The sequence below is a fragment of the Dyadobacter sp. genome, from assembly GCF_051859145.1.
GTDB lineage: Bacteria > Bacteroidota > Bacteroidia > Cytophagales > Spirosomataceae > Dyadobacter.
This window is the reverse complement of sequence record NZ_JBHYGF010000035.1, coordinates 11,846-36,902: the sequence shown is the minus strand read 5'-3', so window position 1 is coordinate 36,902 and position 25,057 is coordinate 11,846. Positions and strand designations below refer to the sequence as shown.

21 protein-coding genes are annotated in these 25,057 nt (G+C 45.5%); 11 read left to right on the top strand and 10 right to left on the bottom strand.

Annotated features, from left to right (window positions below):
• On the bottom strand, positions 1-923 hold a 923-nt coding region (locus tag ACTIE6_RS03205; protein WP_439555254.1), incomplete at its 3' end, for a branched-chain amino acid aminotransferase.
• A gap of 98 nt (positions 924-1,021) precedes the next feature.
• Positions 1,022-1,582 (bottom strand): cob(I)yrinic acid a,c-diamide adenosyltransferase, encoded by a 561-nt coding sequence (locus ACTIE6_RS03200; protein ID WP_439555253.1) that lies wholly within the window; start codon positions 1,580-1,582, stop codon positions 1,022-1,024.
• A 153-nt stretch (positions 1,583-1,735) separates the two neighbouring features.
• Here ACTIE6_RS03200 and ACTIE6_RS03195 point away from each other — a divergent pair, with 153 nt between their 5' ends.
• From ACTIE6_RS03195 to ACTIE6_RS03155, 9 genes are all read left to right on the top strand, one after another.
• A complete protein-coding gene (locus ACTIE6_RS03195; protein ID WP_439555252.1) occupies positions 1,736-2,248 on the top strand; it encodes a hypothetical protein in 513 nt (170 codons plus the stop codon).
• Between the two features lie 11 nt (positions 2,249-2,259).
• The gene (locus ACTIE6_RS03190) at positions 2,260-3,525 is read left to right on the top strand and encodes an S-adenosylmethionine:tRNA ribosyltransferase-isomerase (protein WP_439555251.1); all 1,266 of its coding nucleotides are present in this window, start codon (positions 2,260-2,262) and stop codon (positions 3,523-3,525) included.
• Between the two features lie 6 nt (positions 3,526-3,531).
• Complete coding sequence (locus ACTIE6_RS03185) at positions 3,532-4,692, top strand: ABC transporter substrate-binding protein (protein WP_439555250.1); 1,161 nt, start codon at positions 3,532-3,534, stop codon at positions 4,690-4,692.
• A 2-nt stretch (positions 4,693-4,694) separates the two neighbouring features.
• A complete protein-coding gene (locus ACTIE6_RS03180; RefSeq protein WP_439555249.1) occupies positions 4,695-5,729 on the top strand; it encodes an iron chelate uptake ABC transporter family permease subunit in 1,035 nt (344 codons plus the stop codon).
• A complete protein-coding gene (locus ACTIE6_RS03175) occupies positions 5,726-6,745 on the top strand; it encodes an ABC transporter ATP-binding protein (protein WP_439555248.1) in 1,020 nt (339 codons plus the stop codon). Before ACTIE6_RS03180 ends, ACTIE6_RS03175 begins: the two co-directional genes overlap by 4 nt.
• Positions 6,746-6,836: 91 nt before the next feature.
• Positions 6,837-8,828 (top strand): glycosyltransferase family 39 protein, encoded by a 1,992-nt coding sequence (locus ACTIE6_RS03170; RefSeq protein ID WP_439555247.1) that lies wholly within the window; start codon positions 6,837-6,839, stop codon positions 8,826-8,828.
• 24 nt (positions 8,829-8,852) lie between these two features.
• The gene (locus ACTIE6_RS03165) at positions 8,853-9,257 is read left to right on the top strand and encodes a nuclear transport factor 2 family protein (RefSeq protein WP_439555255.1); all 405 of its coding nucleotides are present in this window, start codon (positions 8,853-8,855) and stop codon (positions 9,255-9,257) included.
• On the top strand, positions 9,257-9,859 hold the full coding sequence (locus tag ACTIE6_RS03160) for a GNAT family N-acetyltransferase (protein WP_439555246.1): 603 nt from the start codon (positions 9,257-9,259) through the stop codon (positions 9,857-9,859). The genes ACTIE6_RS03165 and ACTIE6_RS03160 overlap by 1 nt, the downstream gene beginning before the upstream one ends.
• A complete protein-coding gene (locus ACTIE6_RS03155; RefSeq protein WP_439555245.1) occupies positions 9,860-10,759 on the top strand; it encodes a carbon-nitrogen hydrolase family protein in 900 nt (299 codons plus the stop codon).
• 8 nt (positions 10,760-10,767) lie between these two features.
• Here ACTIE6_RS03155 and ACTIE6_RS03150 read toward each other — a convergent pair whose 3' ends face one another.
• The 3 genes from ACTIE6_RS03150 to ACTIE6_RS03140 form a co-directional block, all read right to left on the bottom strand.
• The gene (locus ACTIE6_RS03150; RefSeq protein ID WP_439555244.1) at positions 10,768-11,238 is read right to left on the bottom strand and encodes a DUF6169 family protein; all 471 of its coding nucleotides are present in this window, start codon (positions 11,236-11,238) and stop codon (positions 10,768-10,770) included.
• The gene (locus ACTIE6_RS03145) at positions 11,231-11,368 is read right to left on the bottom strand and encodes a hypothetical protein (protein WP_439555243.1); all 138 of its coding nucleotides are present in this window, start codon (positions 11,366-11,368) and stop codon (positions 11,231-11,233) included. The genes ACTIE6_RS03150 and ACTIE6_RS03145 overlap by 8 nt, the downstream gene beginning before the upstream one ends.
• A gap of 182 nt (positions 11,369-11,550) precedes the next feature.
• The gene (locus ACTIE6_RS03140) at positions 11,551-12,825 is read right to left on the bottom strand and encodes a hypothetical protein (protein WP_439555242.1); all 1,275 of its coding nucleotides are present in this window, start codon (positions 12,823-12,825) and stop codon (positions 11,551-11,553) included.
• Positions 12,826-13,085: 260 nt separating this feature from the next.
• On the opposite strand from ACTIE6_RS03140, the gene ACTIE6_RS03135 reads away from it, so the two are divergent.
• Positions 13,086-13,943, top strand: coding sequence for a DKNYY domain-containing protein (locus ACTIE6_RS03135; RefSeq protein ID WP_439555241.1), 858 nt, complete (start codon positions 13,086-13,088; stop codon positions 13,941-13,943).
• A gap of 46 nt (positions 13,944-13,989) precedes the next feature.
• On the opposite strand, the gene ACTIE6_RS03130 is transcribed toward ACTIE6_RS03135, so the two are convergent.
• The 4 genes from ACTIE6_RS03130 to ACTIE6_RS03115 all read right to left on the bottom strand — a co-directional run bounded on the left by ACTIE6_RS03130 (position 13,990) and on the right by ACTIE6_RS03115 (position 22,456).
• Positions 13,990-14,547: a hypothetical protein gene (locus ACTIE6_RS03130; protein ID WP_439555240.1), complete on the bottom strand. Its 558-nt coding sequence runs from the start codon at positions 14,545-14,547 to the stop codon at positions 13,990-13,992.
• Between the two features lie 68 nt (positions 14,548-14,615).
• Entirely contained in the window at positions 14,616-15,044 is a 429-nt protein-coding gene (locus ACTIE6_RS03125) for a hypothetical protein (RefSeq protein ID WP_439555239.1), read from the bottom strand.
• 636 nt (positions 15,045-15,680) lie between these two features.
• Positions 15,681-16,331 carry a hypothetical protein gene (locus ACTIE6_RS03120; protein WP_439555238.1) on the bottom strand — a complete coding sequence of 217 codons (651 nt, stop codon included), beginning with the start codon at positions 16,329-16,331 and terminating at the stop codon, positions 15,681-15,683.
• Between the two features lie 5 nt (positions 16,332-16,336).
• Entirely contained in the window at positions 16,337-22,456 is a 6,120-nt protein-coding gene (locus ACTIE6_RS03115) for a SpvB/TcaC N-terminal domain-containing protein (RefSeq protein ID WP_439555237.1), read from the bottom strand.
• A gap of 516 nt (positions 22,457-22,972) precedes the next feature.
• On the opposite strand from ACTIE6_RS03115, the gene ACTIE6_RS03110 reads away from it, so the two are divergent.
• A complete protein-coding gene (locus ACTIE6_RS03110) occupies positions 22,973-23,518 on the top strand; it encodes a hypothetical protein (protein ID WP_439555236.1) in 546 nt (181 codons plus the stop codon).
• A gap of 277 nt (positions 23,519-23,795) precedes the next feature.
• On the opposite strand, the gene ACTIE6_RS03105 is transcribed toward ACTIE6_RS03110, so the two are convergent.
• Positions 23,796-24,290 carry a helix-turn-helix domain-containing protein gene (locus ACTIE6_RS03105; protein WP_439555235.1) on the bottom strand — a complete coding sequence of 165 codons (495 nt, stop codon included), beginning with the start codon at positions 24,288-24,290 and terminating at the stop codon, positions 23,796-23,798.
• Positions 24,291-25,057: the final 767 nt, after the last annotated feature.

Sequence of the window (25,057 nt, the reverse complement as noted above, 5' to 3'; positions counted from 1 at the left end):
GGAGAGATTACTACTGCAGTACCTGCACCGAAAGCTGCTTCCAAAGTGCCGTTTTTGGCTGCATCTATAATTTCCTTCACACTTACGCGGCGCTCTTCCACCGGGATACCCCAATGCTGCGCGATTGCCACGATACTCTTACGTGTGATCCCGTCGAGCGTTGTCTCAGAAACATAAGGTGTTACCAGCGTGCCGTCGATCAGGAACATAATGTTCATGGTACCCGACTCTTCAATGTAGGCATGCTCGCGTGCGTCTGTCCAGATCAGTTGGTCGTAACCTTGTTCCTGGGCTAGTTTCGCAGGATAAAGTGAACCGGCGTAGTTGCCTGCGCACTTTGTGCCACCCACGCCGCCTTCTGCCGCACGGATATATTGTGTTTCCACTTTCACACGAGGTGGTTTGGCGTAGTAAGTACCTACCGGGCTTGTGAAAATGATAAATGTATAAGAATCAGAAGGTTTAACTCCGATATAAGGATCTGTTGCGAACATGTACGGACGAATGTACAGCGAGCATCCTGGCTGAGAAGGTACCCAGCCCGAATCCAGGCGAAGCAGTTCCAGAAGTCCGTTCATGAAAACTTCCTCCGGGATCGAAGGCATGCAAAGGCGCTCTGCCGATTTGTTGAGCCGCTTCCAGTTATCTATTGCGCGAAACAAAAGCACTTCGCCTTCTTCGCTTTTATAAGCTTTCATTCCTTCAAAAATAGCCTGCCCGTAATGCAGGGCGGCTGTTGCAGGGCTGAGCGAAAGGTCACCGTAAGGGACGATCCGGAGATCCTGCCATTGACCATCACGGTAGTCGGCGATGAACATGTGGTCGGAAATATTCCGGCCGAAAACCAGGTTGTTGAAGTCAACCTCTTGTAAGCGGGAATTGGTGGTTTGCTGAACCTCGATCTGTAATGTGTCGGCTGTCATGATGCCTAAATTTAAATTTCGAAACGCTAAAACGAATGTTCGTCAGGGAATGCAATTTAAATATTTAATCTATAATTCACTGATATTTAGTATAACAATTATTTTTTCGGAGAAACTCTTGGATTCCAGGTGACTTCCTCGATTCCAAGCTCGTAAGTCATAGCCCGGCAAAGCATAAAAAGATAGTCGGAAAGTCGGTTGAGGTACCTGACCACAATGTCCTCCACTTCTTCGCCCTGTTGCAAATGGATCACCGCCCGCTCGGCCCGCCGGCATACTGTGCGCGCCACATGTCCGAATGAAACAGACTGGTGCCCTCCGGGAAGTACAAATGCCCGCAGAGCAGGTACTTTCGTATCGATCAGGTCCATTTCCCTTTCAAGCAAAAGAATGTCTTCTTCCAGCAAGTCCGGCAGGATACGTTTGCTCCGGTCCGACTCGGAAGCCAGGTGCGAGCCGATCGTAAAAAGCCTGTCCTGGATCTCTTTCAACGTTTCTTTCCGGCTTTCATTTACCGGCTGGTCGCGCAGCAAACCAATGTAGCTGTTCAGTTCATCGACAGTTCCATAGGCGTCAATTCTTACGTGGGCTTTGCTCAGTCGCGTGCCTCCGATCAGGGAAGTCATGCCCTTATCGCCTGTTTTTGTATATATTTTCATAAATGTGGTTTTGAAAGTGGATGAGTGGAAGCCTGCATTCCGGCAACAACATTTGAATGCAATAATAACTGCCAATTAGGTTTTAGAAACTCCCCGACCTAATTTTGCAGCCTTATTTAATTTGGCGAAAACCTCCTTAAGGTTGAAGAATTCATGAAGATTACAACATTTGCGATCAAGGTCTGGCGTTGGTTGTCCATCATATTTGTGGTAGGTGCATTGGTGTGGACTTACTCCCTGTTCCCTGAAATGGTAGCTGTGGATTTTGCCGAAACCGGCCTGGCCGAGAAATATGTGGACAAAGAGCATGTTTTTTACATTATTATGGGCTTGTTTATATTGAACAATGTCGTGATCTCGGCATTTGCCCGCCACATTCCCAAAGTAGATCCGACTTACCTGCCAATTCCTAAGAAAAAAGAATGGGCGCAGTTCCGTCCGGAGCTGAGCGAGCACCTTGTTAACTGGATTTACTGTCTCGTTTCGGTGATCAATACGATTATGGGATTCAGCCTGCTGGCGCTGGCAACTATCAACAGTACCCAATACAAACTGGACGTATTCGATTTCTCGTGGGTATACTATGCAGGGATCGTGCTGATTGTAGGTGTGTTTTTGTTGCCTTTGCGCCTGCTCTGGCCGCCGGTACCTGAGGAAAAGCTGTAAAAGAAAGTCCAATGGAACAAGAACGCGGGGAAACAGGAGCGCAGGCAGACTGGCTCACAAAAGCAGAATCGATCCGGTTGCAGGATTATTACTATGATCTGCCGGATGAAAGAATCGCGCATTATCCGCTTGAAATCCGGGACCAGTCCAAGCTGCTGGTTTATCAAAACGGAACGATCAACCATCAAGTTTTTACAGACCTACCTGCGCAACTTCCGGCAGATACACTGCTGGTATTCAATGATACACGTGTAATACCCGCACGGGCATACTTCCAGAAAGAAACAGGCGCAGTAATTGAAATACTGCTGCTGCATCCTGAAATGCCCACCCGCGTGATCAACGATGCGATGCTGGTCAGAAATGAGTGTGTTTGGGAATGTATGATCGGGAATAAAAAGCGGTGGAAATCTGCGGATACCTTGAAAACGACTGTTTTGGTAAATGCAGAGCCGGTCACACTGGAAGTATCCTACGCCGAATATGAGCAAAACCACGTGCATTTAAAATGGGGCGGCGGGCTGACCTTTCTGGAAATCGTGCAGGCGCTGGGTGAAATCCCGCTGCCACCTTATCTGAACCGGGATACCGAAGAGGGAGACAAGCAAAGCTACCAGACTGTCTACGCAAATCACGACGGGGCTGTTGCCGCGCCTACTGCGGGATTGCATTTTACAGAAAACGTTTTCAAAGAATTAGCCAGGCGAGGGATAAGCAGGTCATTTCTGACACTGCATGTGGGCGCGGGTACTTTCTTGCCTATCAAAGTTAATTCTGTTACGGCGCACAGAATGCATTCGGAGCAAATTGTTTTTTCGAGAGAACTGATCGAAGCGCTGCGAAATGCCGCCGGTCCGGTGGTGCCTGTGGGTACAACTTCCATGCGCTCGCTGGAAAGTTTGTACTGGTTTGGTGTGAAGCTTTTCAGGAATGAAACAACCGAGTTCCGGATTGAAAAATTATACCCTTATCCTTTTGAGGAAAGCGAGCTGCCCACTGCAGTGGAGTCGCTTGCTGCGATTGCCGCATTCATGGATGTGAATAATTACAGTTACATTACGGGTGAAACCGAGATATTCATTTTTCCCGGTTACCGGTTCAGGATTTGCAAAGGTTTAATTACCAATTTTCATCAGCCAGGCTCCACACTGATCCTACTAGTAGCGGCATTGGTTGGCGATGCCTGGAAACAGATCTACCAGGAAGCATTTGACAAAGGCTACCGGTTTTTAAGCTACGGCGACTCTTCCTTACTCTGGTCCGCAGCGCAATATTGACATGATATGATGAACAAAACGTGGGTTGTATTGCTGGTATTCTTGCTATTGCAAGCTTGTGATTCCGGTCAGAAATCACAGGGAAAAAAGGAAACCGCCAATAAGAGCAGCTACAAAGAACAAAGCGAAATCCGGCACGCCAAAGGTTTCAACGTTCAATATTTCGACCAATACAAAATCGTCACAATCAACAGCGCTGACTCTACCGCAGCTGGTGAAAAGTTTATTTTGCTTGAAAAAGGCAGGTCACGTCCGGAAGGTTACCCGGATGCGCAGGTAATTCAAATACCAGTTACTTCCATGGTAGGTACTTCCTCCATGCACACCGGCTTGCTGGAAGCGCTTGGCTCGGCTGATATTCTGACGGGGCTATCGGGACTGCAATACGTTTATTCATCCTCGGTTCAGAGGCGGATCAAGGCGGGTAAGATTGTGGAAGTAGGAAAGGACAATGGACTTAATCAGGAAAAGCTGATTGAAATGCACCCGGACCTGGTAATGACAGTAGGTTCACCAGGTACGAAAGTGGATCGTTTTAACGCATTGAGAGAAGCCGGTATCCCCGTGCTGACCAATTCAGAATGGGTTGAAACCACTCCGCTGGCGCGTTGTGAATGGATAAAGCTGGCGGCTGCATTACTAAACAAGGAAAAGGAAGCCAATGCAATTTTTGGCAAAATAGAAAGAGACTATAACCGCCTCGCGCGCCTGGCCCGCACCACAGATCCCAGACCAACCGTTATTTCCGGTTTGAACACAAAGGATGTATGGTTTTTACCAAGAGGCGATAATTATATGGCGCAGTTTTTTGAGGATGCCGGGGCAAGCTACTATTGGGCAGATACCAAAGGCGGCGGCAGCCTGTCGCTCAATTTCGAGTCGGTGTACCCCATTGCTTTAAAGGCGCAGTATTGGGTTAATGTCGGATTTAGTAAAAATGATACGCGCAGAAGTATCCTTGCGCAGGATTCGCGTTATGCTGATTTTGCCGCGGCCAAATCCAGAAAAATGTATAGCTACAATGCCCGCGTGAATGCGTCCGGGGCGCATGATTTCTTCGAGTCAGGCGCTTTTAACCCGCATACTGTACTGGCAGACCTGATCCATATCTTCCATCCGGAGCTGCTGCCGGGACATCAGCTTGTTTATTACAAACAGTTACCCTAAAAATGGCAGCACCTGCAAAAAGACAAGGATTGATCCTGACCTGCCTGGCATTGCTGGCAGTTGTTTTTTTTGCTTTAGATGTGCTGTCCGGGTCTGTGGCTATCCCATTCAGGGAAGTAATGCACATCCTTTTTTCACGTGAATCCGAAAATCAGGCGTGGCTTTTCATTGTTGAAAAAATCCGTATCCCAAAAGCGGCCACTGCTGTTTTGGCTGGCTGCGGACTTTCGGTAAGCGGCTTACTAATGCAAACGCTTTTCCGCAACCCGCTTGCTGGTCCCTCCGAACTGGGCATTACCGCCGGCGCGGGGCTGGGCGTAGCTTCGGTGATGCTGGCTGGCGGGAGCGCAGGCGGAATGTACGCGGTGAATCAGCTGGGTATCTCGGGTAGCTGGCTGGTGATTGTAATGGCGTCACTCGGTTCAGCATTGGTTATGTCGCTTATTTTGCTGATCGCTGGCCGGGTGAAAGACAATGTTGTGCTGCTGATTGTAGGTACACTTTCGGTGATTAGTATCTGGCAGTATATCAGTCAGCCGGAGGAGTTGCAGGAATATATTATGTGGACTTTCGGCTCACTGGGCGGGGTTACGCAGTACCGGCTTTTTGTATTGACAATTGTGGTACTGCTCGGCTTGCTTGCTGCATTTGTTTCTTCCAAATCTTTGAATGCATTATTGTTAGGTGAAAATTATGCAAGAAGCATGGGGCTGAGCATTGTGCGGAGCCGGCTGATGATCATGACCAGTACCAGTCTGCTCACGGGAAGTATCACTGCCTTTTGCGGGCCAATCGGCTTTATCGGAATTGCCATTCCGCACCTGACGCGCGCATTGCTGCGCACTTCTAACCACCGCATATTGATCCCTGCCTGCTGCCTTTCGGGTACCGTGCTGATGTTGTTCTGTGATATCGTTGCGCAGCTTCCCGGCACGCAAACTGTGATTCCGATCAATATCGTTACCTCCTTGCTGGGCGCGCCGGTCGTGATTTGGGTAATCCTGCGCAGTAACAACCTTCGTTCGTCATTCTCATGAAAGATCATCAGGCGGTACTGCAGACAGAGGCGCTATCTATCGGGTACCGGTCGAAGCGCGCTGACCTGGTTATTGCGGGTGACCTGAATCTCTCTTTGCAGGCCGGACAACTGGTTTGCCTGTTAGGCGCAAATGGTTCAGGTAAATCCACGCTGATGCGCACGCTGGCGGGTTTGCAGCCTGCATTGGCCGGCAAAATCCTGCTCGGTCAGCACGAACTTGCCCGGTTGAAACCGCAGGAACTCGCCACGCAGCTAAGCCTCGTTCTGACTGAGAGACTTGAAACGGGGAACCTTACAGCCCAGGAAGTAATTACCCTCGGCCGCACTCCCTACACGGGCTGGCTTGGTCAGCTTAGTGAGACAGACCGGCGTCAAATTGACCTTGCGATCACATATACAGCCACAGAATCGCTGCTTCACCGACAGATTAGTCAGCTCAGTGACGGAGAGCGGCAGAAGGTTATGCTGGCGCGGGCGCTGGCGCAGGATACGGGTGTTATTTTGCTCGACGAACCTACCGCGCACCTCGACCTGCCCAACCGTATCGGGTTGATGAAGCTGCTGCACCGGCTTGCCGCCGAAACCAACAAGGCGATTTTGCTCAGCACCCACGAGCTCGACCTTGCATTGCAGACTGCCGATCAGCTGTGGCTGATGAAAAAAGGTGGCGCATTGCTGGCGGGTGTTCCCGAGGATTTGATTTTAAGCGGAGCATTCGAATCTGTTTTCGACCAGGAAAATTTCTTCTTCGATACCAACACGGGTACATTTAATATCCAGCGCAATCCAACCGGGCAGGAGGTGTACTTGGAAGGCAGTGAAAAGGAGGTATTATGGACGAAAAAAGCGCTGCAACGTGCCGGATTTTCGGTGTCAGATTCAGCGGAAAGTCCCCGGAAGATCAGAGCAATGTACAATGCAGGTGGGAATGCACTGTGGGAGGTGAGCGGGAGCAGAAGTCCGGTCCGGCTACACTCCGTTGCAGCCCTGATTGCTTTTTTGACCTCTGAGTAAATAGAATATAACATCGGTGACTTAGCTGATGTTCTTTCCCTGATAATGGCTATTTTTGAAACCTATTAGCCAAACAGGTTTTACCCTTCACATGATTCTTCTGGTTCCATTAGCAATATGGCTTTGTACGGCCAATTGTTACCTGGCTTTTTTCAAAGACGGGTCCCAGTCATTCCGGCGCTCCGTCCTTGCTTCGGCCATTTTCCTCTTTTTCTTCATTGCGGCTGGTACCGAATTACTCAGCGCATTCAGTCTGATTAATTCTTATGTCGTAATTGCCGCCTGGCTTTTGTTCAATGTAGCCCTGATATTTATATCGGCCCGGCTGCAAAGTAAACACAAGCTTAACCTTCGTTCAATCAGCAGGTTTTGGATACAATCAGGTACGGCGTTATTTCGCAAGCTGGGCCTTTTTACTGTAATTATTCTCGGTTCACTGGCATTATGTACGCTCGTGGTGGCCATTGTAGCTACTCCCAATAACCTCGATTCACTCAGCTATCATTTGAGCAGGCTGGGCTATTGGGTGCAAAACGGGAATGTGGAACATTATGCCTCCCACATTGAACGCGCGATTTCATTCAGCCCCTTTTCAGAGTACGTACACTTGCATACGTACCTGCTTTCGGGCGGCGACCGGTATTTTCAGCTGGCACAATGGCTGAGCCTGGCGGGCATTCTCATCTGCGTGTCGCTGATCGTGGAGCTCTTCTCTGCCTCGGCTGTTCAGCTCCGCATTGCATTGGTGTTCGCCGCTACTTTACCCATTGTAGTGCTGGAATCCATGACAACGCAAAATGACCTGATGGTCGCATTCTTTGTGATTGCAGCCGCTTTTTACTGCTTTGATTTTACGCAAAACCGTAAGTCCATTGCCTTGTTGTTCCTGGCACTCGCAGTTGCGATCGGGATTATGACAAAGGGTACCTTCGTGTTCTACGCACTTCCTTTTGGATTTTACCTCCTCGTATTTACATTGGGAAGAGCGGATTTGTGGAAGTCGCTTGCATTGTTGCTGGCGGGTACCGTGATGCTGGTATTGCTGCTAAATGCACCTTTCTGGTACCGTACGCACCAGATTTTCGGCTCGCCGGTCGGAACGATGAGTAATGGAAACAGGAATGAGATACACAAACCGGCTGATTTTATATCGTCGCTTTCCAAGCACACTGCACTGCACCTGGGATTTGTTTCACCGGGCAACAGGTACAATCAATTTGTGGAAAACCGGTTGACGGACTTGCACGCTGCATTGAATGTTCCTTTAAACCGACCGGGCTCGGGAATGGTTTTCAAGATGAACAAGCTTAATTTCAATGAAGATTTTGCGCATAACTTCTTCGGAATGTGGCTGATCCTGCTCAGTATCCCATTGCTTTTCTTTGCGCGGCTTGTGCCCCATGCAAAATGGTACGCGCTGGCTGCATTTTTCAGTTACCTCATCTTCTGTCTGTTCATTGGCTATCAGACTTACGGTTCGCGTCTGCATATCCCGTTTTTTGTGCTCGCGGCTCCGGTGATCGGTCTGGTTTACGGCTTGGTACTGCCTGCATTTGCAAGCAAGATAATGCTCACGGCACTCTGGCTTTTTGCATTACCATTTGCACTTCTGAGCGTAACGCATCCGCTGCTTTCTACCAAATGGTTTTTTGAAAATGTGTTCCCGCCGATTAACAATGCATTGAACCTGCATATCTACGTGGGGCCGGGCAATGCGAACCTGATGCAGGAGAGTATCATTTTTTCTCCGCCCGAAAAAATAATATGGGGCGACCAGTTGCCTGAAATACAGCAGTTGACCCGCTTTATCGAGTCCCGAAATCCAAAGAAAATCGGTTTTGATTTAAAGGAAGCCAGCTATGATTATGCATTTCAATATTCTTTAAGAAAAGAAGGCCGTATTTTTGAGCATGTGGCGGTCCGCAATCCTTCAAAAGTATTGGAGAATACAGCATTCAGGCCTGATCTGATCCTCTCGGAGGTTTATGAAGGCGCTGCGTTTGACTGTCACGGACAAAAATACATGCTGGGTTTTCAAACACGCGATAAGTGGGTTTACATTCCAGCCAATAATTTGAAATAAAATTTACAGGTTTAATCAATGGAAATGAACGCATTGGAAGTTGTAGAAGCATATTACGCTTGCTTTAATAATCAGGACTGGAAAGGAATGCTGGCGCTGCTCGACCCGGAGATCAGGCACGAAGCAAACCAGGGCGATGTACGCGTGGGTATCGAAAAGTTCACTGAATTTTTGGGTAAAATGGATGAAGCTTATGAAGAGAAGCTTACGGATATGTTCTTTTTTACAGAAAAAACCGGAACGCGCGTCGCAGTTGAATTTGTGGTAAATGGCGTTTACAAGAAGGCGGAAGAAGGTTTACCGGAAGCTTACGGGCAAACTTACGTGCTGCCTGCCGGAGCTTTCCTGGAAGTAAACGCGGGGAAAATCACGCGCGTAACCACTTACTATAACCTGCCGCTCTGGATTGAGCTGGTTTCAAAGAAATAATGCAGGATCTCTCATATATTTCAAAAAAAGGCGCTGAGATCGAAAGTGTTTTCGAAGACCTGGGAAAGTTGCGCATTGCTGTTTTTCATGATTTTCCCTACCTCTACGAAGGCGACCTGGCTTATGAAAAGGAGTACCTCAAAATTTACAGCGAATCTGCCAGAGCCTTACTATTCGCAGTTTATGATGGTGGCAAAATGGTCGGCGCTACTACCTGCATTCCATTGTCTGATGAAACAGAGGAAGTACGCGCACCTTTTGAGAAAGCGGGGTACGATGCACGCACTATTTTCTATTTTGGCGAAAGCATTCTCCTTCAAAAATACCGTGGACTTGGTTTGGGCCACCGCTTTTTCGACGAGCGGGAAGCCCACGCGCGCAGTTTTTGCGATTATCATCTCGCGTGTTTTTGTGCGGTGGAAAGAGCAGCGGATCATCCTGCCAGACCAGACAATTACCGGCCAAATGATGCTTTCTGGCAAAAAAGAGGTTACATAAAAACGCCGCAACTGCAAAGTACAATGCAGTGGCTGGATATCGGGGATACCGAGGAAACAGCCAAGACAATGACATTTTGGTTGAAAGATCTGAAAAGCAAATAGATGAAAGTTACCGTTGCAGCAGCCCAGTACCCGATCACCGAACACACTGACTTTTCTGCGTGGAACAAGCACATTGCGCATTGGGTGAGTCAGGCGGCTGCGCAGGGAGCACAGCTTTTGCTTTTCCCTGAATATGGATCTATGGAGCTTGTCAGCATTTTTTCAGAGGCTGTCAGAAGCAACATCCGTGAACAGATCTTCACACTGGATGCATTGAAATCCGAGTTTTGTGCGGTGTTTGAAGAGCTGGCGAAAGCATATCAGGTAACCATTGTGGCACCTACGATCCCTGTTGTTGAGCAAGGTAAAAACCTCAACCGCGCGTATGTATTTTCTCCCTCCGGACTGGCTGGGTATCAGGACAAGTTTTTCATGACGCGTTTTGAAGATGAGGAATGGGGCATTGAAACTGCACCAAAAGTATTGACTGTCTTCGAAGCTTCCTGGGGTAAATTCGGCATTCAGATCTGCTACGATGTGGAGTTCCCGATAGGGGCGCAGTTGCTGTGCGAGGCGGGCGCCGGGTTGATCCTTGCGCCGAGTTGTACCGAAACTATTCGTGGTGCCACCCGCGTGCACGTTGGAGCCCGGGCGCGTGCATTGGAAAACCAGGCATATACCGTTGTTTCCCAAACAATCGGCAACGCGGCCTGGTCGCCTGCAGTAGATATCAATTATGGTTTTGCCGCCTGTTACTCAACGCCCGACAAGGATTTGCCCGAAGAAGGAATCGTCTCAACAATGCCTCCGCAACAAGAAGGCTGGCTTATCCAGGAACTGGATTTTGCAAAGCTAGAAAACGTGCGAAGTGACGGGCAGGTTTTTAATTTTCGTGATTTGAAAGGTGTGAAAAGCCATTTTTTACAGGAAGAAATTCAGATTTCAACCATTCGGGTTTAGCGTACTCACTACTCAACACCTATTTGTGTGAAGTAATTGTTGAAGTTAGTGTCCCCAGGCAATGTCAATATGCCAAGTATAATTTGGGAATCAAGCCACTCGATTTCACGATAATCATGTTGAAATAACTTTCCAGACTTTTTTGCCACCTTCACCCATCTTTCGAACAGACCAAGCCGACATTTTTCAAGACCATCTATACTGTCGCAAACATATAATAATGGACAATTATATTCAGTCATAAATTCCTCTATCAAATTTGTGAGGGTATTCTGAATTTTTTTGTCAAAACCAACACCAGGGCTGACTGGAAAGAACGCGACCTCATGCATGTGTTCACACGGCACACAGTCAATGTTGAAATAATAAGTGGCTTTGCTAAATCGATCTACGTAGTCGCCTCTTTTATCCGAAGTAAATTGATAAACGATATGCTTTCCTGACTTTTCAACTAGTTCGTGAGGATAAACGTCAAGCAATTGTCAATCCGCGTTTCGACCCTAACTTAGTCTCTCCGGATTGAATTTTGCCCTTCCACTCTTGCTTCTCTTTCAATGCCGCTTTGATAAATTCCGGCATTGGCTTGTCTATTTTGATCTGCTTTTTCATTTCTAGTATGTGTTTAAAGATTGGTATTTAAATGTTCTTCCACTGAATGCTAATTTACAAATTTCAAATTTCTTATGTCACACAGATTGTCAAATTATTAGGCTCAAAGACTCAAAAAGAAATCAGATTGCTCTTTCTGCAATAAATGCATCATGCTCAAATCTTTAAGCTATTGGCGAAAGTCATAATCTTACGACATTTCTCTTATTCCCAAACCAGGTATCTCTTACTGCGCCGGTTCCGTTGAAGCGGTATTGAACACCCACAATGCCGGTTGCTTCATTTGGGAAATTAACTGTGTAGGCTTTTTTGTCGTTAACGTAAATGTTTGCCTGTTTTGCGACTGTTTCAACTCTTAGTTTCGTCCACGCCGTCAGGTCTGCACCAAAATTTGACAGATCGGCCTCTTTGCTCGTCACATAAGTTCCGCAAAAAGCCAGCGCCAGATCGCCGATGCAAGGTTTCGCCGCAAGCGGAATAATGATAATGTCGTTTTTACATTGGATTAGCACCTGCATAGGCTGACAAGCATTTGTTCCCTGATTGAAATCACTCCTCACATGCGTTTCAAATACAAAATTATCACTCATCAGATCGCCCATATCGCGCTGGTTGAAAATTCGAACTCTGGGCGCTTTGGGGTGCAGTGACAGGTTGTATTTGTTCAAAACACGCTCGTTTACCTCCACAAGACCGTTTTTGACGCATTCTTCCTTCTTAAAATAAACAGGTACCGGCTCTTCCTCAGCCAGGCAAAGCCAGCCGCCCGACGTAATCCAAAGATCCTGCGTTTTGACGATCTGATTGTCTGCAATCAACTTGGTATTAAAATAACCGGGATAGTAATAAATGGAAGAATGTTCGTGCTGGTTCTTTGAGACAAGTTTTTTGCGGCTCACATCCCAGGTTTGTGCGATAAACACCGAGTCAGTTTTAGCAGCCTTTGCATCATAGTGGAACACGACGGAATTAGGAACACCTTCTGTAACCATTTTGTCGGGACGGAAAGAGAACAGCTTGGGATCGAGCGTGGAATCAGAGGCTTTGTTGGACAGCAAGATATAGCCGACAAGCAACAAAGGAAGCAGCGAAAGAAGCCAAAGGTATTTTAATTTGATTCTTTTCGTTGGTGGCGTATTTGCCGGCAACGGGGTAGTGTGTACGTCAGCGTTTTTCGCCATGCTTTCCTGTTGCCTGAACTGCCGCCAGTCTGTGAAACCTGCAAACCTGGCAAGTGCATTGAGTGTGGTGAGGGTTGGCGCGCTGTCGTATTTGAGCTTTCCCCAGATCCGTTTCAAGGTGGTAATACTGAGTCTTACGCTGGTCTTTTCGTGTAGTACATCACTCAGCTTTTCAAAGTCGTAGTTGCTCCATTGGCCGCTGTCGCCCCAGCTGAGCTGTGACTCGATCAGCATGAGGCACTTTTTTAGGTCCTGCTCTTCTCCTGTTTTTGTCATGGCTTTGATAACGACTTTTCGGGTCTCCTTTTTGCGTAATCAAAAATACCTTTTTAGATGGATTCGGGATGGGAAATGCATGCAATCTGCCAAACTTCTTCCGATGATTTGCTCATACCGGCCGTTTGCTTATTTGTTCTTTGTCTTGTAGTGTGGATGAATAGTTTTGTGGCGGTTCAATTGTAACTCGTTGAACTACCCGGATGCCCTGCGTGTGTGTGAACCTGGCATTCGGGTCTTTTTTTGCCCGCATGTAAGCCATGAAAATAATCGCCGGGTATATGAGCCTCATCACATTGCTATTCAATTTACTTTCCTGTCAGGGAAGCAATACTTCATTTAAGCCAGGCATCTTATCAAAAGCGGGCTATTACATTCAAAACGACAAGGTTTATTACTACGGAGGCTTCGGAAATGCAACTGTTACAGCATTGGAGAATGCAGCCGCAGCACAGTTCGAAACACTCGAAATGCGCTTTCCCGAACAGCCTTTTGCACATTTGTATGCGACCGACGGAAAACAGGTTTATTTCGAAGGTAAGCTGATCAAAGGTGCAGACCCGAAAACTTTCTCGGTTTTGGGTTACGGTCTGGGCAAGGATAGTGTCCACGTTTTTGCATTCCACTCCATTTTATCCGATGATCCTGCGCATTATGTGGATGCAAAAGGCGGCTTGTTCAAAGACAGCAAACATGTGTACGACCATGACAGGATTGTTTCTGACGATCCCGGCAGCCTCGTTTATATAGGTAGTTCAAATCTGCGCTCCTACCATGCAGATTCAAAAGGTGTTTTTTCGGGATCAATCAGGATAAATGAAGCTGACGCCAGCACGTTCAAGCCTTTGTTGCACAACTATTCAATGGATTCCAAAACTGTTTTTCTCATTGATGAGGGATTGCCCGTAAAATTGGAAAATGCTGACCCGGCTACATTGAAGGTGTTGTCGCCTTACTATGCAAAAGATGAAAAGCACGTATTCTGGCGAAGTCATATCTTACCAGGTGCCGATCCGGCAAGCTTCAAAATCACCAGCGAAGAACATCATCAGAGTCAGGATAAATGGCGGAGTTACCGGCAGTATTTTGTCGTTGGATCTGACTCAACGAAACAATAGTATCTGGTTCGAACTGTGCTTTCATGAATGAAAATCGCGTCTAAAATCAAAAGCAGTCCTTCTCAGATGAGGCAATTGATGTATCCACTGTTCCTTCTTTGCCCGCCTGAATAGGGTAGTAACATCCGGCTTTTGTTTTAAATATCTCTGACTCACTTCCACAAATGATAGCGCATGCCCGGCCTTCTACAATGTGTTTTATTGCCCGGCTGTCATCTACACGCATCTTATACTTGAATAATCCCTTATACCGCGATCCATCCGGTCGTAGTCCATCCCAGCCATAATCGGCGATCGCCATTTTGGAATTACAATAGGGTTTTTGATACAATATAGTGTCACCCACGGCGCTGTATATGGTAAATCCCCAAATATCGGTCACAATATCATTTACGAAAGGCAGGAAATAATCATTCACACCATCCTTATTGGGCGTAAAAACATTAGGTACATAAATGCGCTTTTTTTCATAAGAAAATTCAACAGGCTGAGTACCGCAGCAGGATTCGTATTCCTTGCTGCCGGGTTTGGGTTGGTCCTGGGAAGAGCAGGTTTGTGCAGTGGAGATGAATAGGAGGAGGGATAAGGTTAGTGTGTTTTTCATTTTTGGGAAGTTTGTTGTGATTGGTAGTTTGGGCAATGTGTAGCTATTTAGATTACGTCTGGCTATAACTAGTTAGCTATGATCAGAATTACGAGCAGATTGACTCCGAATCCAATACCCCAATTGGACCAAACTTTTCGCTGCTTTATTTTTTTTGCCTTTTTGGTATATGCCTTATAGTAGTCTGGCTGCTTGAACAAATCCTCATTAGGATAGCCTAAGTTCTCTATTTTGGGGTTTGTGGCGGAGTATAAAATTGCAGGTACAAGCCCAATAATGGGTGAAACCAAGCTAGTAATTAACGTTCCGGTTCCAGCGGCTTTATATCTTTTATAATGCCGTGCTGCATCAATCTGTCCTTTTATATTTAGATTTTCAGGCTTAGGTACAGTGTAGAGCTGTTGATCCTGAACGACGATGGTGGAATCAGTTAGATTTTGACCATAACTCGTGAAGCCACAAAATAGAATAATGAGAATTGGGAAGATAATTTTCATAGATGAATTTGATAATGAATAGATAGAAGCCTGGTTGCTGATTAATAGATTGCCTGGTACTAACTTGACATTTCACAATTGTACCTTAAAACACATTAACTTGTCCTGAGGATTTTTCAACCGGTTAGTCAAATTTCCCTAACGGTAACAATAAGTACGGATTGAATATTAATTGTGATGTAGATGTTCCGTGTAGGCTGATATGTTGATCATTATCGTGTCGGAACAATACTCCATATTTACGTATGCGAACCGAGATCTTAATGCAATTTCTATCCCTTTTCTGTCAAGTTCATCGTATAATAAGTAGTCGCTGTATTCGCATTCATGGGCTTTTTTGGTATCTCGTATCCATAGCTTTAATTCTTCGATTATACTTCTACATACTGGAAGGTCGTCTGGTTATGTAAATTTGTCACTATCGTGATCATCTTTAACACGAGTTCCTTCAAAAGAGGATTGTATAATTAAATATTTTATACCGGTTGTGTGTAATTATCAATAGCAAGCGTAAATCGAAAGTTACTAGCGTTTCCAAATTTGTTGTTGATAACGTAGTATTATAGCTGATCGAAGAGGGCTAGTTCTAACTGATGCTATTCGTTAGACCAAGCATTGATTTTCATTATAATTAGTTTAATAGCAGAATTGAATCGGCTTCTCTGCTGCCATTTGTCGGACTTTCTCTACTGAGCAGTGGTCTTTAATATACTCATCGGGATCATAAAATTTCTTCTCCCGTGTGTCAAATAAGAAAATTCTATTGTTCTCAACAAACCAGATACTGCTACGGAAATACTTTACAGTAAAAAGAAGCTTATATTTTCTCTTGGAAAGTATACTTAATGTTCGTTTTACTTCGAAATTATAATGGTATTCTTTCTCTTCCATTGAATCGTCGTAATTGCACACTTTGCAACTGGCAAAGTTTATTTTGTTAAAGCAATCGAGTGTACCATGGAAACGATTGTTTCTAAGTAGTATGGCAAATTCAAATGGAAAAGATATGTGCGGCTCTAAGTAGTCAATTATTTTTTTTGAAGAATCATACTTGACAGCTTCGGGTGTAAGTACCATTGAAATAACAGGTATAAATTTTAGCGTTGCAATTAGGGAGTATGCTTCAAATTTCGACATCCATTCGTCGGATGTGACCGAACGAAGTAGCTCTTTCTTGGCACTTCTTCTTGCCATTTTGTTGATTTTCTTTGTATTGCTAAAAATGCTCTGACTGAGCGCAACATAAGAGCTTATTAGAATGATCAGGATAGTTAAAACTGTTCTCATAATGATTACCTTTTAAACTTTATAATAAATGTCGGAACATCCAGAGCTTTACGATATGTTGATGTACTGAAGCCTCCCGTGGCTGGATTCATTGATTTGATTTCAAAGTATGTTCTGGGCGTTTTCGATTCATAGGTTTTTTGCCATAGTTCGACTCTAACCGGAGCAATTGCATGGTTGTTGTTCTCTGCGATGATCGCTGCATTGCCTTTTTGCAATTCTCGTCCTATTGTCAAAGGGCTTGCTCCTAAGTAACCCGTAACACTGTTATCTCCATACAGCGCCTTAAGTGCCGCCATAGTATTTGTTCCCGCACTAGGATCATAGTAAGAACCAAAAGCATTCATGATCTCCTCGTAACTTCTTCCATTCGACTGAGGCAGCCCCTCCAAATATTCAGTAGCACATATCAAACAATCATAACCACTTCGCTGGTGTAGGCCTGTTGTAGATGCTCCCTCTAGATTATACTCAGCCAGCATCGTACGAGTCGGCTTCTCAATAGTATATGTGTAAGCCGCACTCACATTCCAGTCAAATCCGCCCTTTTGGCTCCAACCAATACCTGCGCTGCCGTTGAAATTGTTAACAGTTCCGCCATAGCTAAGACCTGCATTCCAGCCACTGCTCGTTCCATATCCCACGCCGAAGCTGAGCCCTGCATAACGATAGCCATACCCAGCAAACCAACCAGAGGAACCGTACCCCCCATAAAGGCCGAATGCTGAGCCTTGCACTGACCAGTAGCCGCTTTCGCTCTTGAAATTATATCCGCCAGTTACCGAAGCGCTTAGTACACCTGGTACACCAACACCAACTTCTAATCCAATGCTAAATCCTCCTTTTCCGAAGCTAATTTGAGGAATTATGAAGAATGCCTCCCCACTAGGATCCGTATACTTCAGAGGATTATTCCTCACATAACTATACCGATTATAACCCTGCGTCGAATACGCATCCTGCACATAATTATCCACACTCAACACCCTCCCCACCACCGGATCATACATCCGGCCGTTCATGTTAATCAGATTGAAATTCGTCAAATGCTCGTGGCCGGTGAATCCACGGTACAGGTAGCTGGTTGGGGCCGGAACATTGGCATAATCCCAATTGGCAGGGTGACGGAGGTGGCCCCAGGCGTCGAAGTTCTGGTCGAGTATGACGGTCCCGTTAAAAGCCGTTAATGTCAGTAGCGATCCCAGGTGGTCGGTGTAAGTGTAATAATATTGGTCTGCATTGTTCTCGCGGATCACGATGGCAATCAGCCCGGCAGCTGAAGTAATGTAATGCAGGTGCTTGTCGGCAATGCCTGGGGTTACATCCTTTTCGTAGCTTCCAAAGTAGTAATGCGTATTGATCAGCGCATTGTTCTTTTTCATTACCCCTTTCAGGCGCTGGTAATCGGCACCATATGTGTAAGTGAGCTCATAAGGCTGTCCCGATCCGTTCTCCGTGATTTTTTCAGGCTGGTTGAATGCGGTGTATGTAATTTCCTGAGTCAGGATTGGAATCGCTGTCGTAGGCGAAACGATACCAATAACCGCATTCAGTTTCGTAGCGTGGTAGTTGAATGTCTGCCCGGCATCGCTTTTTGCAGTAATGTTGCCGGACGCCGAGTAGGATGTTACCTGTGCAGGTTTGCCCAAAACTGTGGCCGTCAGGAGCCGGTCGAGGTTATCATATGTAAAGCTCTCTTCTTTATTCTTAATGTAATCTTTTCGTTTATCCAGATTGCCTTTTGCATAGTTCCAGGTCAGTTCGAGGTTCTGTACACCAGCTGTTGTGAACAATTTGGGTACCCCATAATTGTAAGATGTCACGGAGGATTTCCCATTACCCAATGCATACGACGTGTTTTGCCCCAGACCATTCATCCCGTTATTGGTATAGAGCGTCACCGCGTTGGTGCTGTTTTTAATCGTTGTCGGATAGCCATTGCCATCATAGGCATGATTGGTTCCGAAGCCAGACGGATATAACACCGATGCCATGTCACCGTAAAGGTTATAGCCGTAAGTAGTGTTGTAAACAGTGGCGTCGACAGATTGTTTTACTGTTTGCAACCTTCCAAATGCATCGTAAGTGTACTCATCCAGATTGCCAGCAAACCCTGTTACCTTTTTAAGCTGATTGGTTGATGCCCCGCTGCCGGCGGGGAAGTATTCGTAAACCGTTGTACCCTCCGGACCAGTGCGGCTGGTGTTGCGACCCAACAGGTCGTACTGCATCGTGTGCGTTTTGTTGTTTGCATTGGTTTGGCTCGCCAGCTGCCCCAATGCATTGTAATCATAAGTAGTTGTACCAGCGTTGAGGTCGGTCAGCGAAGTTTGCCGGCCTTGCACATCGTATTGGTTGCTTGTAATCGCCGTACCATTGTTTACTTCCTTGAGAGCGCCGTGGCTGTAATAAGTGTAGGTCAATGTGCCGCCATGGTCTGTGGCGCTGACAACCTGGCCGCTGGCATCCGTTACTTTTGAAGAAACTCCCGATGGCGTAGTGGTGGTTGTGGTCAGCTTTCCTGCTGCATAAACGTAGCCAATGGTTGTAGTGCCAAAAGGACCGTTATTGCTGATATTGAATGGCCGGTTGTAGGTATCATACTGCGTTGTAGTAGTCAGCACCTGTTCCCCGGATTTATAAGGGTCGGTGGATGTGGCTACATTGCCGCGGGTATCGTAAGTCTTGACCTGGATAATGGTTTGTCCCTGAAAACCTTCCGTTTCGCTTTTGATTTCCCTCCCTAACAGGTCATAAAATGTTTTTACATCCGGCTTGCCGGGGTGGCTGGTGTTCAGATACCAGATTGAGTTACCTGAAATACTCCAGCCATAGTTTTGGGTGATTGAGTAACCTTCCGGCAATATGGTTTTCTTATCCCGGCCAAAAGCATCGTACTCCATTGTTGTTATCAAACCATCTACTCCGGTCGACGTCAACGGTTTTCCCCATTTAGGATCGTAAGTCGCAGAAGAAGTTTGACTTAGTTCATTGGTTGTCGTTTCCGGATAGCGGCCTTTGGTGTCGTAAACAGAAGAGGTTGATCGCGCTGGAAGACCGGAAGGAGTAACAGTCGTTTTTTTCAGGTTACCAAGTGGGTAATATTCGAAAGTGGTGACTACGCTCTTCGGAAGTCCCACAAAATCTGTTTTGCTAGTAAGTTGACCAATGCCGTTATATCCGTATCCTGTTGAAACCGTAAATGCAGGCTGACCAGCACGGGTGTTTGAAACGGTGACAGACGTCGGTTTGTTTGGAATTCCTGCGGGATAAGCGCCGAAAATGGTGTTGGTAACCGTCGTTTCAACCCCATTGTTGACCGTATTTTGCTTGATATTACCGTAATTATCGTAAACATTTACCGTAGTAATTGTACGCCCTTCAAATGCATTATTTTGAAGAATGTTGGTAGTCTGGACCCAGAACCGTTTGGCTGCGGGATTAATAAATACATTGGTATTGGTCGTTTGATCAAGCAATGCATTGGTAGATGCCAGATAGGTGGAAGTCCGGTAAGGAACAGCCGTGTAGTAGGTTGTATTGAATTCATTTTCAACAACGGTTTTGAACCCTGTTGCCAGGTTGTTTGCTGTTATTTTACCAAACCCAAGAAAGCCTTTTCCGGCCCGATGAAGTTTTGTGCCTTCGTAAGTATATTGCGTGGTATTGAAACCGCCAATTCCATCTTGTATTTTGAAGTCAGAAACGGCGTAAAGCGCGGGCTGAATAGCGTTTAGTGGATATGCTGTGAGATTTCCACGGATGTGGAAGCCATTTTCATCAGTCAGCTTTTTATAGCTCCATTCCGTGACGTGATTGTATCCATTCTTTACCTTTTCAAGGATATTTTCGCGTCCTTCTTTTTTGAAGTTGAAAACATCCATCGCTTCATTGATGCTCTTGAAGTTGATCACGTCGGCTCTTCGGTCACCATTGAAATCTCCGATCATCGGAGGTGGGGCTCCTAATCTTACGGCATAAGTGCTGGCAATGCGATGGAAAGTGGCTCCTGTATTAGAATAGCCCTTTCCGTAGTAAACATCCAGATTCGCGATCTCTGCTCCAATGGGTTGCCAGCCGTGATAAATGTCTGATTTACCATCCCCATTTAGATCGGCAATACCGAGTTGATCTCCCAGGTAAAGGTCTGTATCAGGTGTGGTATTGAAAGTAAAAGGAGATTCATAGAACCCAACTCCATTGGATATCAACACCTTCCATGTTCCCGAGGTTGTTAGTTTGGCAAGAATATCCGTCTTTCTGTCGCCGTTAAAGTCACCAAAATAGCTGAGGTGATCTTTATTTAAATAATTGGCAGAATAATGGATCCGTCGTGCAGTCCACCCGTCGAAAGTGAAAACCTCGCAATTAATGCCTTTGATCAGCATGATATCACTTTTGCCGTCACCATTAAAGTCAACGATGTGCACTTTGTCGACGGTAGCCCAGTCGGTTGTCTCAAAAAGATGCGTCCCCGAAATAACAATTGACCCAAAATCGGGCTGCACTTTGCCGTTGTACAAGTGACAGTTGTAATTCACGGCATTATTTCCGAGCATGGTAAGAATATCCTGCACGCCATCTCCATCGTAATCGCCGGGAAATATGAAGTGTCCGCTTGGGTGAATTTTTGAATAACCTGTGTAGGGTGATAACGTGAGCGGGTCAAATTGGATGGCGAATTGTCCATTGTTTTGCCAATCATAGTTTTGAACTGTCCGGTAAATGCGAAGGCTTGTCAATGTGCGATTTTGTCCCGATCCGGCAATATTGGTCATCAGCACATCATCTGCACCATCACCCGTGAAATCGTAAGCAAAAAAATCAAACGAGTTCGGTATACTTTGTTTTTTGACAACTGAATAAGTAACAGGCGCGTCTGTGATATTGCCTACATAAAAATCGTTCGGACTTGCTGTGTATGGCAGATACTTCGTATAAACCATCATTCTATATGCGGAAGGGTTCTGGATCAGGCTGGCTTCCAGGAAATCGGTTAATCCATCGGCATTAAAATCACCTGTAATGGTTGTTGCGGATGGATTGTCGTACCCGTCTGTCGTGACCGTGCTAAATTCGGTAGGAGGATCACCATATTTGAAAATATTGGCGTTCAGGGAAGTGCCGTCGGTGCCCGATTCAATCACCTCTTTCAGGTAAGAATTAATGTTATCGTGACCATAGTTGAACTGGTAGGTTTTGACAACAACGCCACTGGTCCTGGTAGTGACTTTATCCAGCAGGTATTTGCTTTCTATGCGCGTATCGTTTTCAAAACCCGCGTTTTCATCAATAGTTCGGACTTTGTAATCGAATCTAATCTGGTTATAAGGGTCTAGTGATTGGGCTGCATTTCCGGTGTAGTTAATTTCTTCAACAAGCAAGGAGAAGCTTACTGCCTTGTATTTGAAGGAAATATAGTTTCCATCGGGATATGTAATGCGTGACAAAGCCCACGTCAGAACAGTTGCATTCTGCCCGGTATGCCTGGAATCCGGCGAATTGCCGTACTCCATCTTGATTCCATCTTTCGTAACAATTTCAAACCATTGCGGGCCGTCTCCCTGGGTACCTTTGGAGGTGATAGTAGCAAAGTTTTCACTCTCGGTATCATACGTCGTATTCAGATCTCCGTAGTTACCTACTTTGGCAATCAGTCGGGAACCATCCAAAACAAACCGGTCACTGTTTGTCATTACAATGGGATTCACCTCATTATCAAAATATACATTCCGCGTGCTGCGGGTGATTTCTGACAAGCCGCCAATGTTCCATCCCTGGCCTAAAACACCATTTCCTCCCAGGGAATAGTAGTTCACCGATACAGTCGGAGCAATACCATTTGTGCCGGGCGGCACTGCCAGTGGTATCGAGTAAGTGGCACCTCCCGACGTCACGCCGGCACTTTCGGAAATACTTCCAACGGGAAGATTTTGATTAATGGTCCGACCGTTGAAAGTAGCTCCCGTGTGTAAGGTCTGGTAGGTTATGTTTTGTGCAAGAGCGTTGAAGCTGTACAGGACTGTGAAAAGCCAGAGGATCTTGCGGGGAAGACATATTGATGCATGGAATTTTGCCGGGTGACTGGCTGGTCTGACTTTGCAATGGAAGTAAAATGTCTTCATATACAGGAGGGTTTAAATTCAATTCTGGCAAGCGGAATAGCGATGTATCTTTCTTCTCCATACCTGAGAAAACAAGTGGTAAAAACATGGTAAGCCCTTGTTCTTTTTCAGAACTTCAAAGTGGATTCACAAAGCTTTTTGTTGAGTGGGAATGTGGACGCCGAATCTTTTAACTCGGGGCAATCCTAAGCCGGCAGGACATCGGCAAACGTATTAATTAACTTTAAAAATAAATGAAGATGTACGGTGCAATTATTTGCCGGTTGTACAACGAGTTATGATTCAGTGATTTGTGCGACTCATGGGTATCATGATAAAACGAATGGTTTACAATAAGCCTTTCATGAAGTTGAGTGACTGTATTTGGTACTAGCCTGTTAATACAGTTGAATCAATCCGTTTGAAAGAAGTTTCTTGCCGCAGGAAAACTCCTTTGGGTTTGTTTGATAATGTTCAATACAATTACCACGATGATGCAAACGCATCCATTGTCAACAAACCTTCCACATTCACCCCATGAAATACCTCTTTATTGTGGCGCTCTGTTTTGCTTCCTCTCGCGCATCATTTTCACAAGGGATCGCATTTGCCTATGATGCCGCGGGCAACAGAATCAAAAGAAGCTCGGCTGCCGACCTTACACCTACGATCGATATCAATGCATTGCTATTTGCTGAGGCTGCATCGAGGGACTTTGTTTTAAATATTTATGAAATCAACAATGTGGAAACATCGGGATCGATTTCATTTCGCATTAGTAAAACTTCGTCTTTCAAGATCACTTATCCATTAACATCCGGTACTTCGAATGTGTTGGGAGGGGTAGCGAATCAAAACTCTAACTGGGACTTTTCGGAGAATGCCAACTTTGTAATTATCACTTCGAAGCCGGGGATTAAGATAGCACAGGGAGGTAAGGCTGTTGTTGGTTTTAAAATAACCAGAAATGCAGGCCAACCCGCTAACATTACTCAAAATATAACAGCCGTGATTGTCGGCGGGGCAGGTGGAGAGGTAAACAGCGACAATAACCAGGCGATTGTTCAAGTAAGTACTTTGTAGCAGCGTACACGGTTAAGCTGAGTAACGAGCAATAAAAAAGCCCCATTCGCAAGAATGAGGCTTTTTACTTTCAGGCTCCCGAAGTTGGGGCTGATAAAAAGCATTAGTAACCTGATAATCAGCTATCTACTTTCTGATCATGTTATGGCCGGGCTATTTGTAACAATGGTGATCAATATCTTGCAAATAGATCTTGTTTCAACCCGTTGAAGGCTGTAAACTTACATGAAGCACTTTGAATAAATCTGTCATCGGTTTTGACACTATCCCGATCCTGTCACCGCTTTTCACCAGGCAGTAAATCGACAAGCTTAGCCGTCATAGCGCGCAGATAATCAACCTCTTTCTCTAATTTTTCGACTGTTAGATGCTTCTCTTTTAGCATCTGATCTTTGGTTTCAATCTTCTTCTCGAGTTCCTTTATTTTCTTGGCTTGCTCTCGTTTTTCCCGGTCATGCCTTTCAAACGTGTCCTGGTCCTCTTGTTGATGTTCTTGCAACTCTTGCTGAAGCTTTACGTTCTTCGCTTCGCACTTTTTTAGTTGTTGATAATAAAACTGAGCATCTTCCTTGAAGTCGTTCAAATCTTCCGAATAGGTCAGAATTGCCTCAGGTGACATCTCAAATATGCTAGCAATTTCCTCCAGGCGATCCACTGTAAGTTGTGAAAGTCCCCGTTCAAGCCTGGCGTAGTTGCTCTGAGCCAGGCCAAGTTTCTTAGCAATTTCTTCCTGAGTTAAATTTTTCTTTTGGCGTATCGCCTTGATCTTCAAGTATATCGATTCCATTATGCGATTATAGCATACTATAAAGCATATTAATGCTTGATATTATGCGAAATTGGTCTATATATTTGTAATATAATATATGCGATTGTTGTTTTTATTATTCCATTATCAAAAGTTGACCTATGCAAAATACGCCACTTCCGTCCATTTCGCAAGTTATTAGCGAGGCTCTTCCAGCCAATGTAGATTTTAAGCCTAAGAGGGATTTTTACCAGCTAATTGGAATCAATAAGCATCGATTCTCGAAGATCATGAAGGGGGAGATAGACCCAACTCGTTCAGAGCTAAGGTCAATCTCGACGTACTTTAAAATAGCTGTGGAAAAGTTTATTTGATCTGAGAACCAAAGACCTACTCATGTCTGCACAACTGAGCAGGGCAAATAACTAGATTTCACTATGACGAAGATAATACATGATACTCGCATCGCGACGCCAAGATTAAAGAGACGTTTAACTGTTACTGCGTATCTCCGTGGTAACTCAATCTATTGTAAACTCTTTCTTAATGGGAAGAGCCTTAGTTTTTCTACTGGCTTAACTAGCTCAGCAGCAAACTTCGACAAGTCTACCTTTTCATTGAAGAATGATCAGCAGGGTACCAATATTCTGCAATCACTTCGTACGGATATACAACGAACATATTCTGATTTTGAACTTACAAAACGACGCCCTGATCTAAGAGAGATAAGGGATATTGCCTTAAATAGCAAAACCGTAGATTCTGACATCCCGACCGTTATACAATGCCTC

Bases quoted from the DNA above. Each gene is read 5' to 3' on its own strand.
- ACTIE6_RS03120 (WP_439555238.1), bottom strand. From the start codon at position 16,331: ATGAGAACAGTTTTAACTATCCTGATCATTCTAATAAGCTCTTATGTT.
- ACTIE6_RS03175 (WP_439555248.1), top strand. From the start codon at position 5,726: ATGAAAGATCATCAGGCGGTACTGCAGACAGAGGCGCTATCTATCGGG.
- ACTIE6_RS03155 (WP_439555245.1), top strand. From the start codon at position 9,860: ATGAAAGTTACCGTTGCAGCAGCCCAGTACCCGATCACCGAACACACT.
- ACTIE6_RS03185 (WP_439555250.1), top strand. From the start codon at position 3,532: ATGATGAACAAAACGTGGGTTGTATTGCTGGTATTCTTGCTATTGCAA.
- ACTIE6_RS03115 (WP_439555237.1), bottom strand. From the start codon at position 22,456: ATGAAGACATTTTACTTCCATTGCAAAGTCAGACCAGCCAGTCACCCG.
- ACTIE6_RS03165 (WP_439555255.1), top strand. From the start codon at position 8,853: ATGAACGCATTGGAAGTTGTAGAAGCATATTACGCTTGCTTTAATAAT.
- ACTIE6_RS03180 (WP_439555249.1), top strand. From the start codon at position 4,695: ATGGCAGCACCTGCAAAAAGACAAGGATTGATCCTGACCTGCCTGGCA.
- ACTIE6_RS03145 (WP_439555243.1), bottom strand. From the start codon at position 11,368: ATGAAAAAGCAGATCAAAATAGACAAGCCAATGCCGGAATTTATCAAA.
- ACTIE6_RS03135 (WP_439555241.1), top strand. From the start codon at position 13,086: ATGAAAATAATCGCCGGGTATATGAGCCTCATCACATTGCTATTCAAT.
- ACTIE6_RS03200 (WP_439555253.1), bottom strand. From the start codon at position 1,582: ATGAAAATATATACAAAAACAGGCGATAAGGGCATGACTTCCCTGATC.
- ACTIE6_RS03125 (WP_439555239.1), bottom strand. From the start codon at position 15,044: ATGAAAATTATCTTCCCAATTCTCATTATTCTATTTTGTGGCTTCACG.
- ACTIE6_RS03160 (WP_439555246.1), top strand. From the start codon at position 9,257: ATGCAGGATCTCTCATATATTTCAAAAAAAGGCGCTGAGATCGAAAGT.
- ACTIE6_RS03110 (WP_439555236.1), top strand. From the start codon at position 22,973: ATGAAATACCTCTTTATTGTGGCGCTCTGTTTTGCTTCCTCTCGCGCA.
- ACTIE6_RS03140 (WP_439555242.1), bottom strand. From the start codon at position 12,825: ATGACAAAAACAGGAGAAGAGCAGGACCTAAAAAAGTGCCTCATGCTG.
- ACTIE6_RS03130 (WP_439555240.1), bottom strand. From the start codon at position 14,547: ATGAAAAACACACTAACCTTATCCCTCCTCCTATTCATCTCCACTGCA.
- ACTIE6_RS03170 (WP_439555247.1), top strand. From the start codon at position 6,837: ATGATTCTTCTGGTTCCATTAGCAATATGGCTTTGTACGGCCAATTGT.
- ACTIE6_RS03190 (WP_439555251.1), top strand. From the start codon at position 2,260: ATGGAACAAGAACGCGGGGAAACAGGAGCGCAGGCAGACTGGCTCACA.
- ACTIE6_RS03195 (WP_439555252.1), top strand. From the start codon at position 1,736: ATGAAGATTACAACATTTGCGATCAAGGTCTGGCGTTGGTTGTCCATC.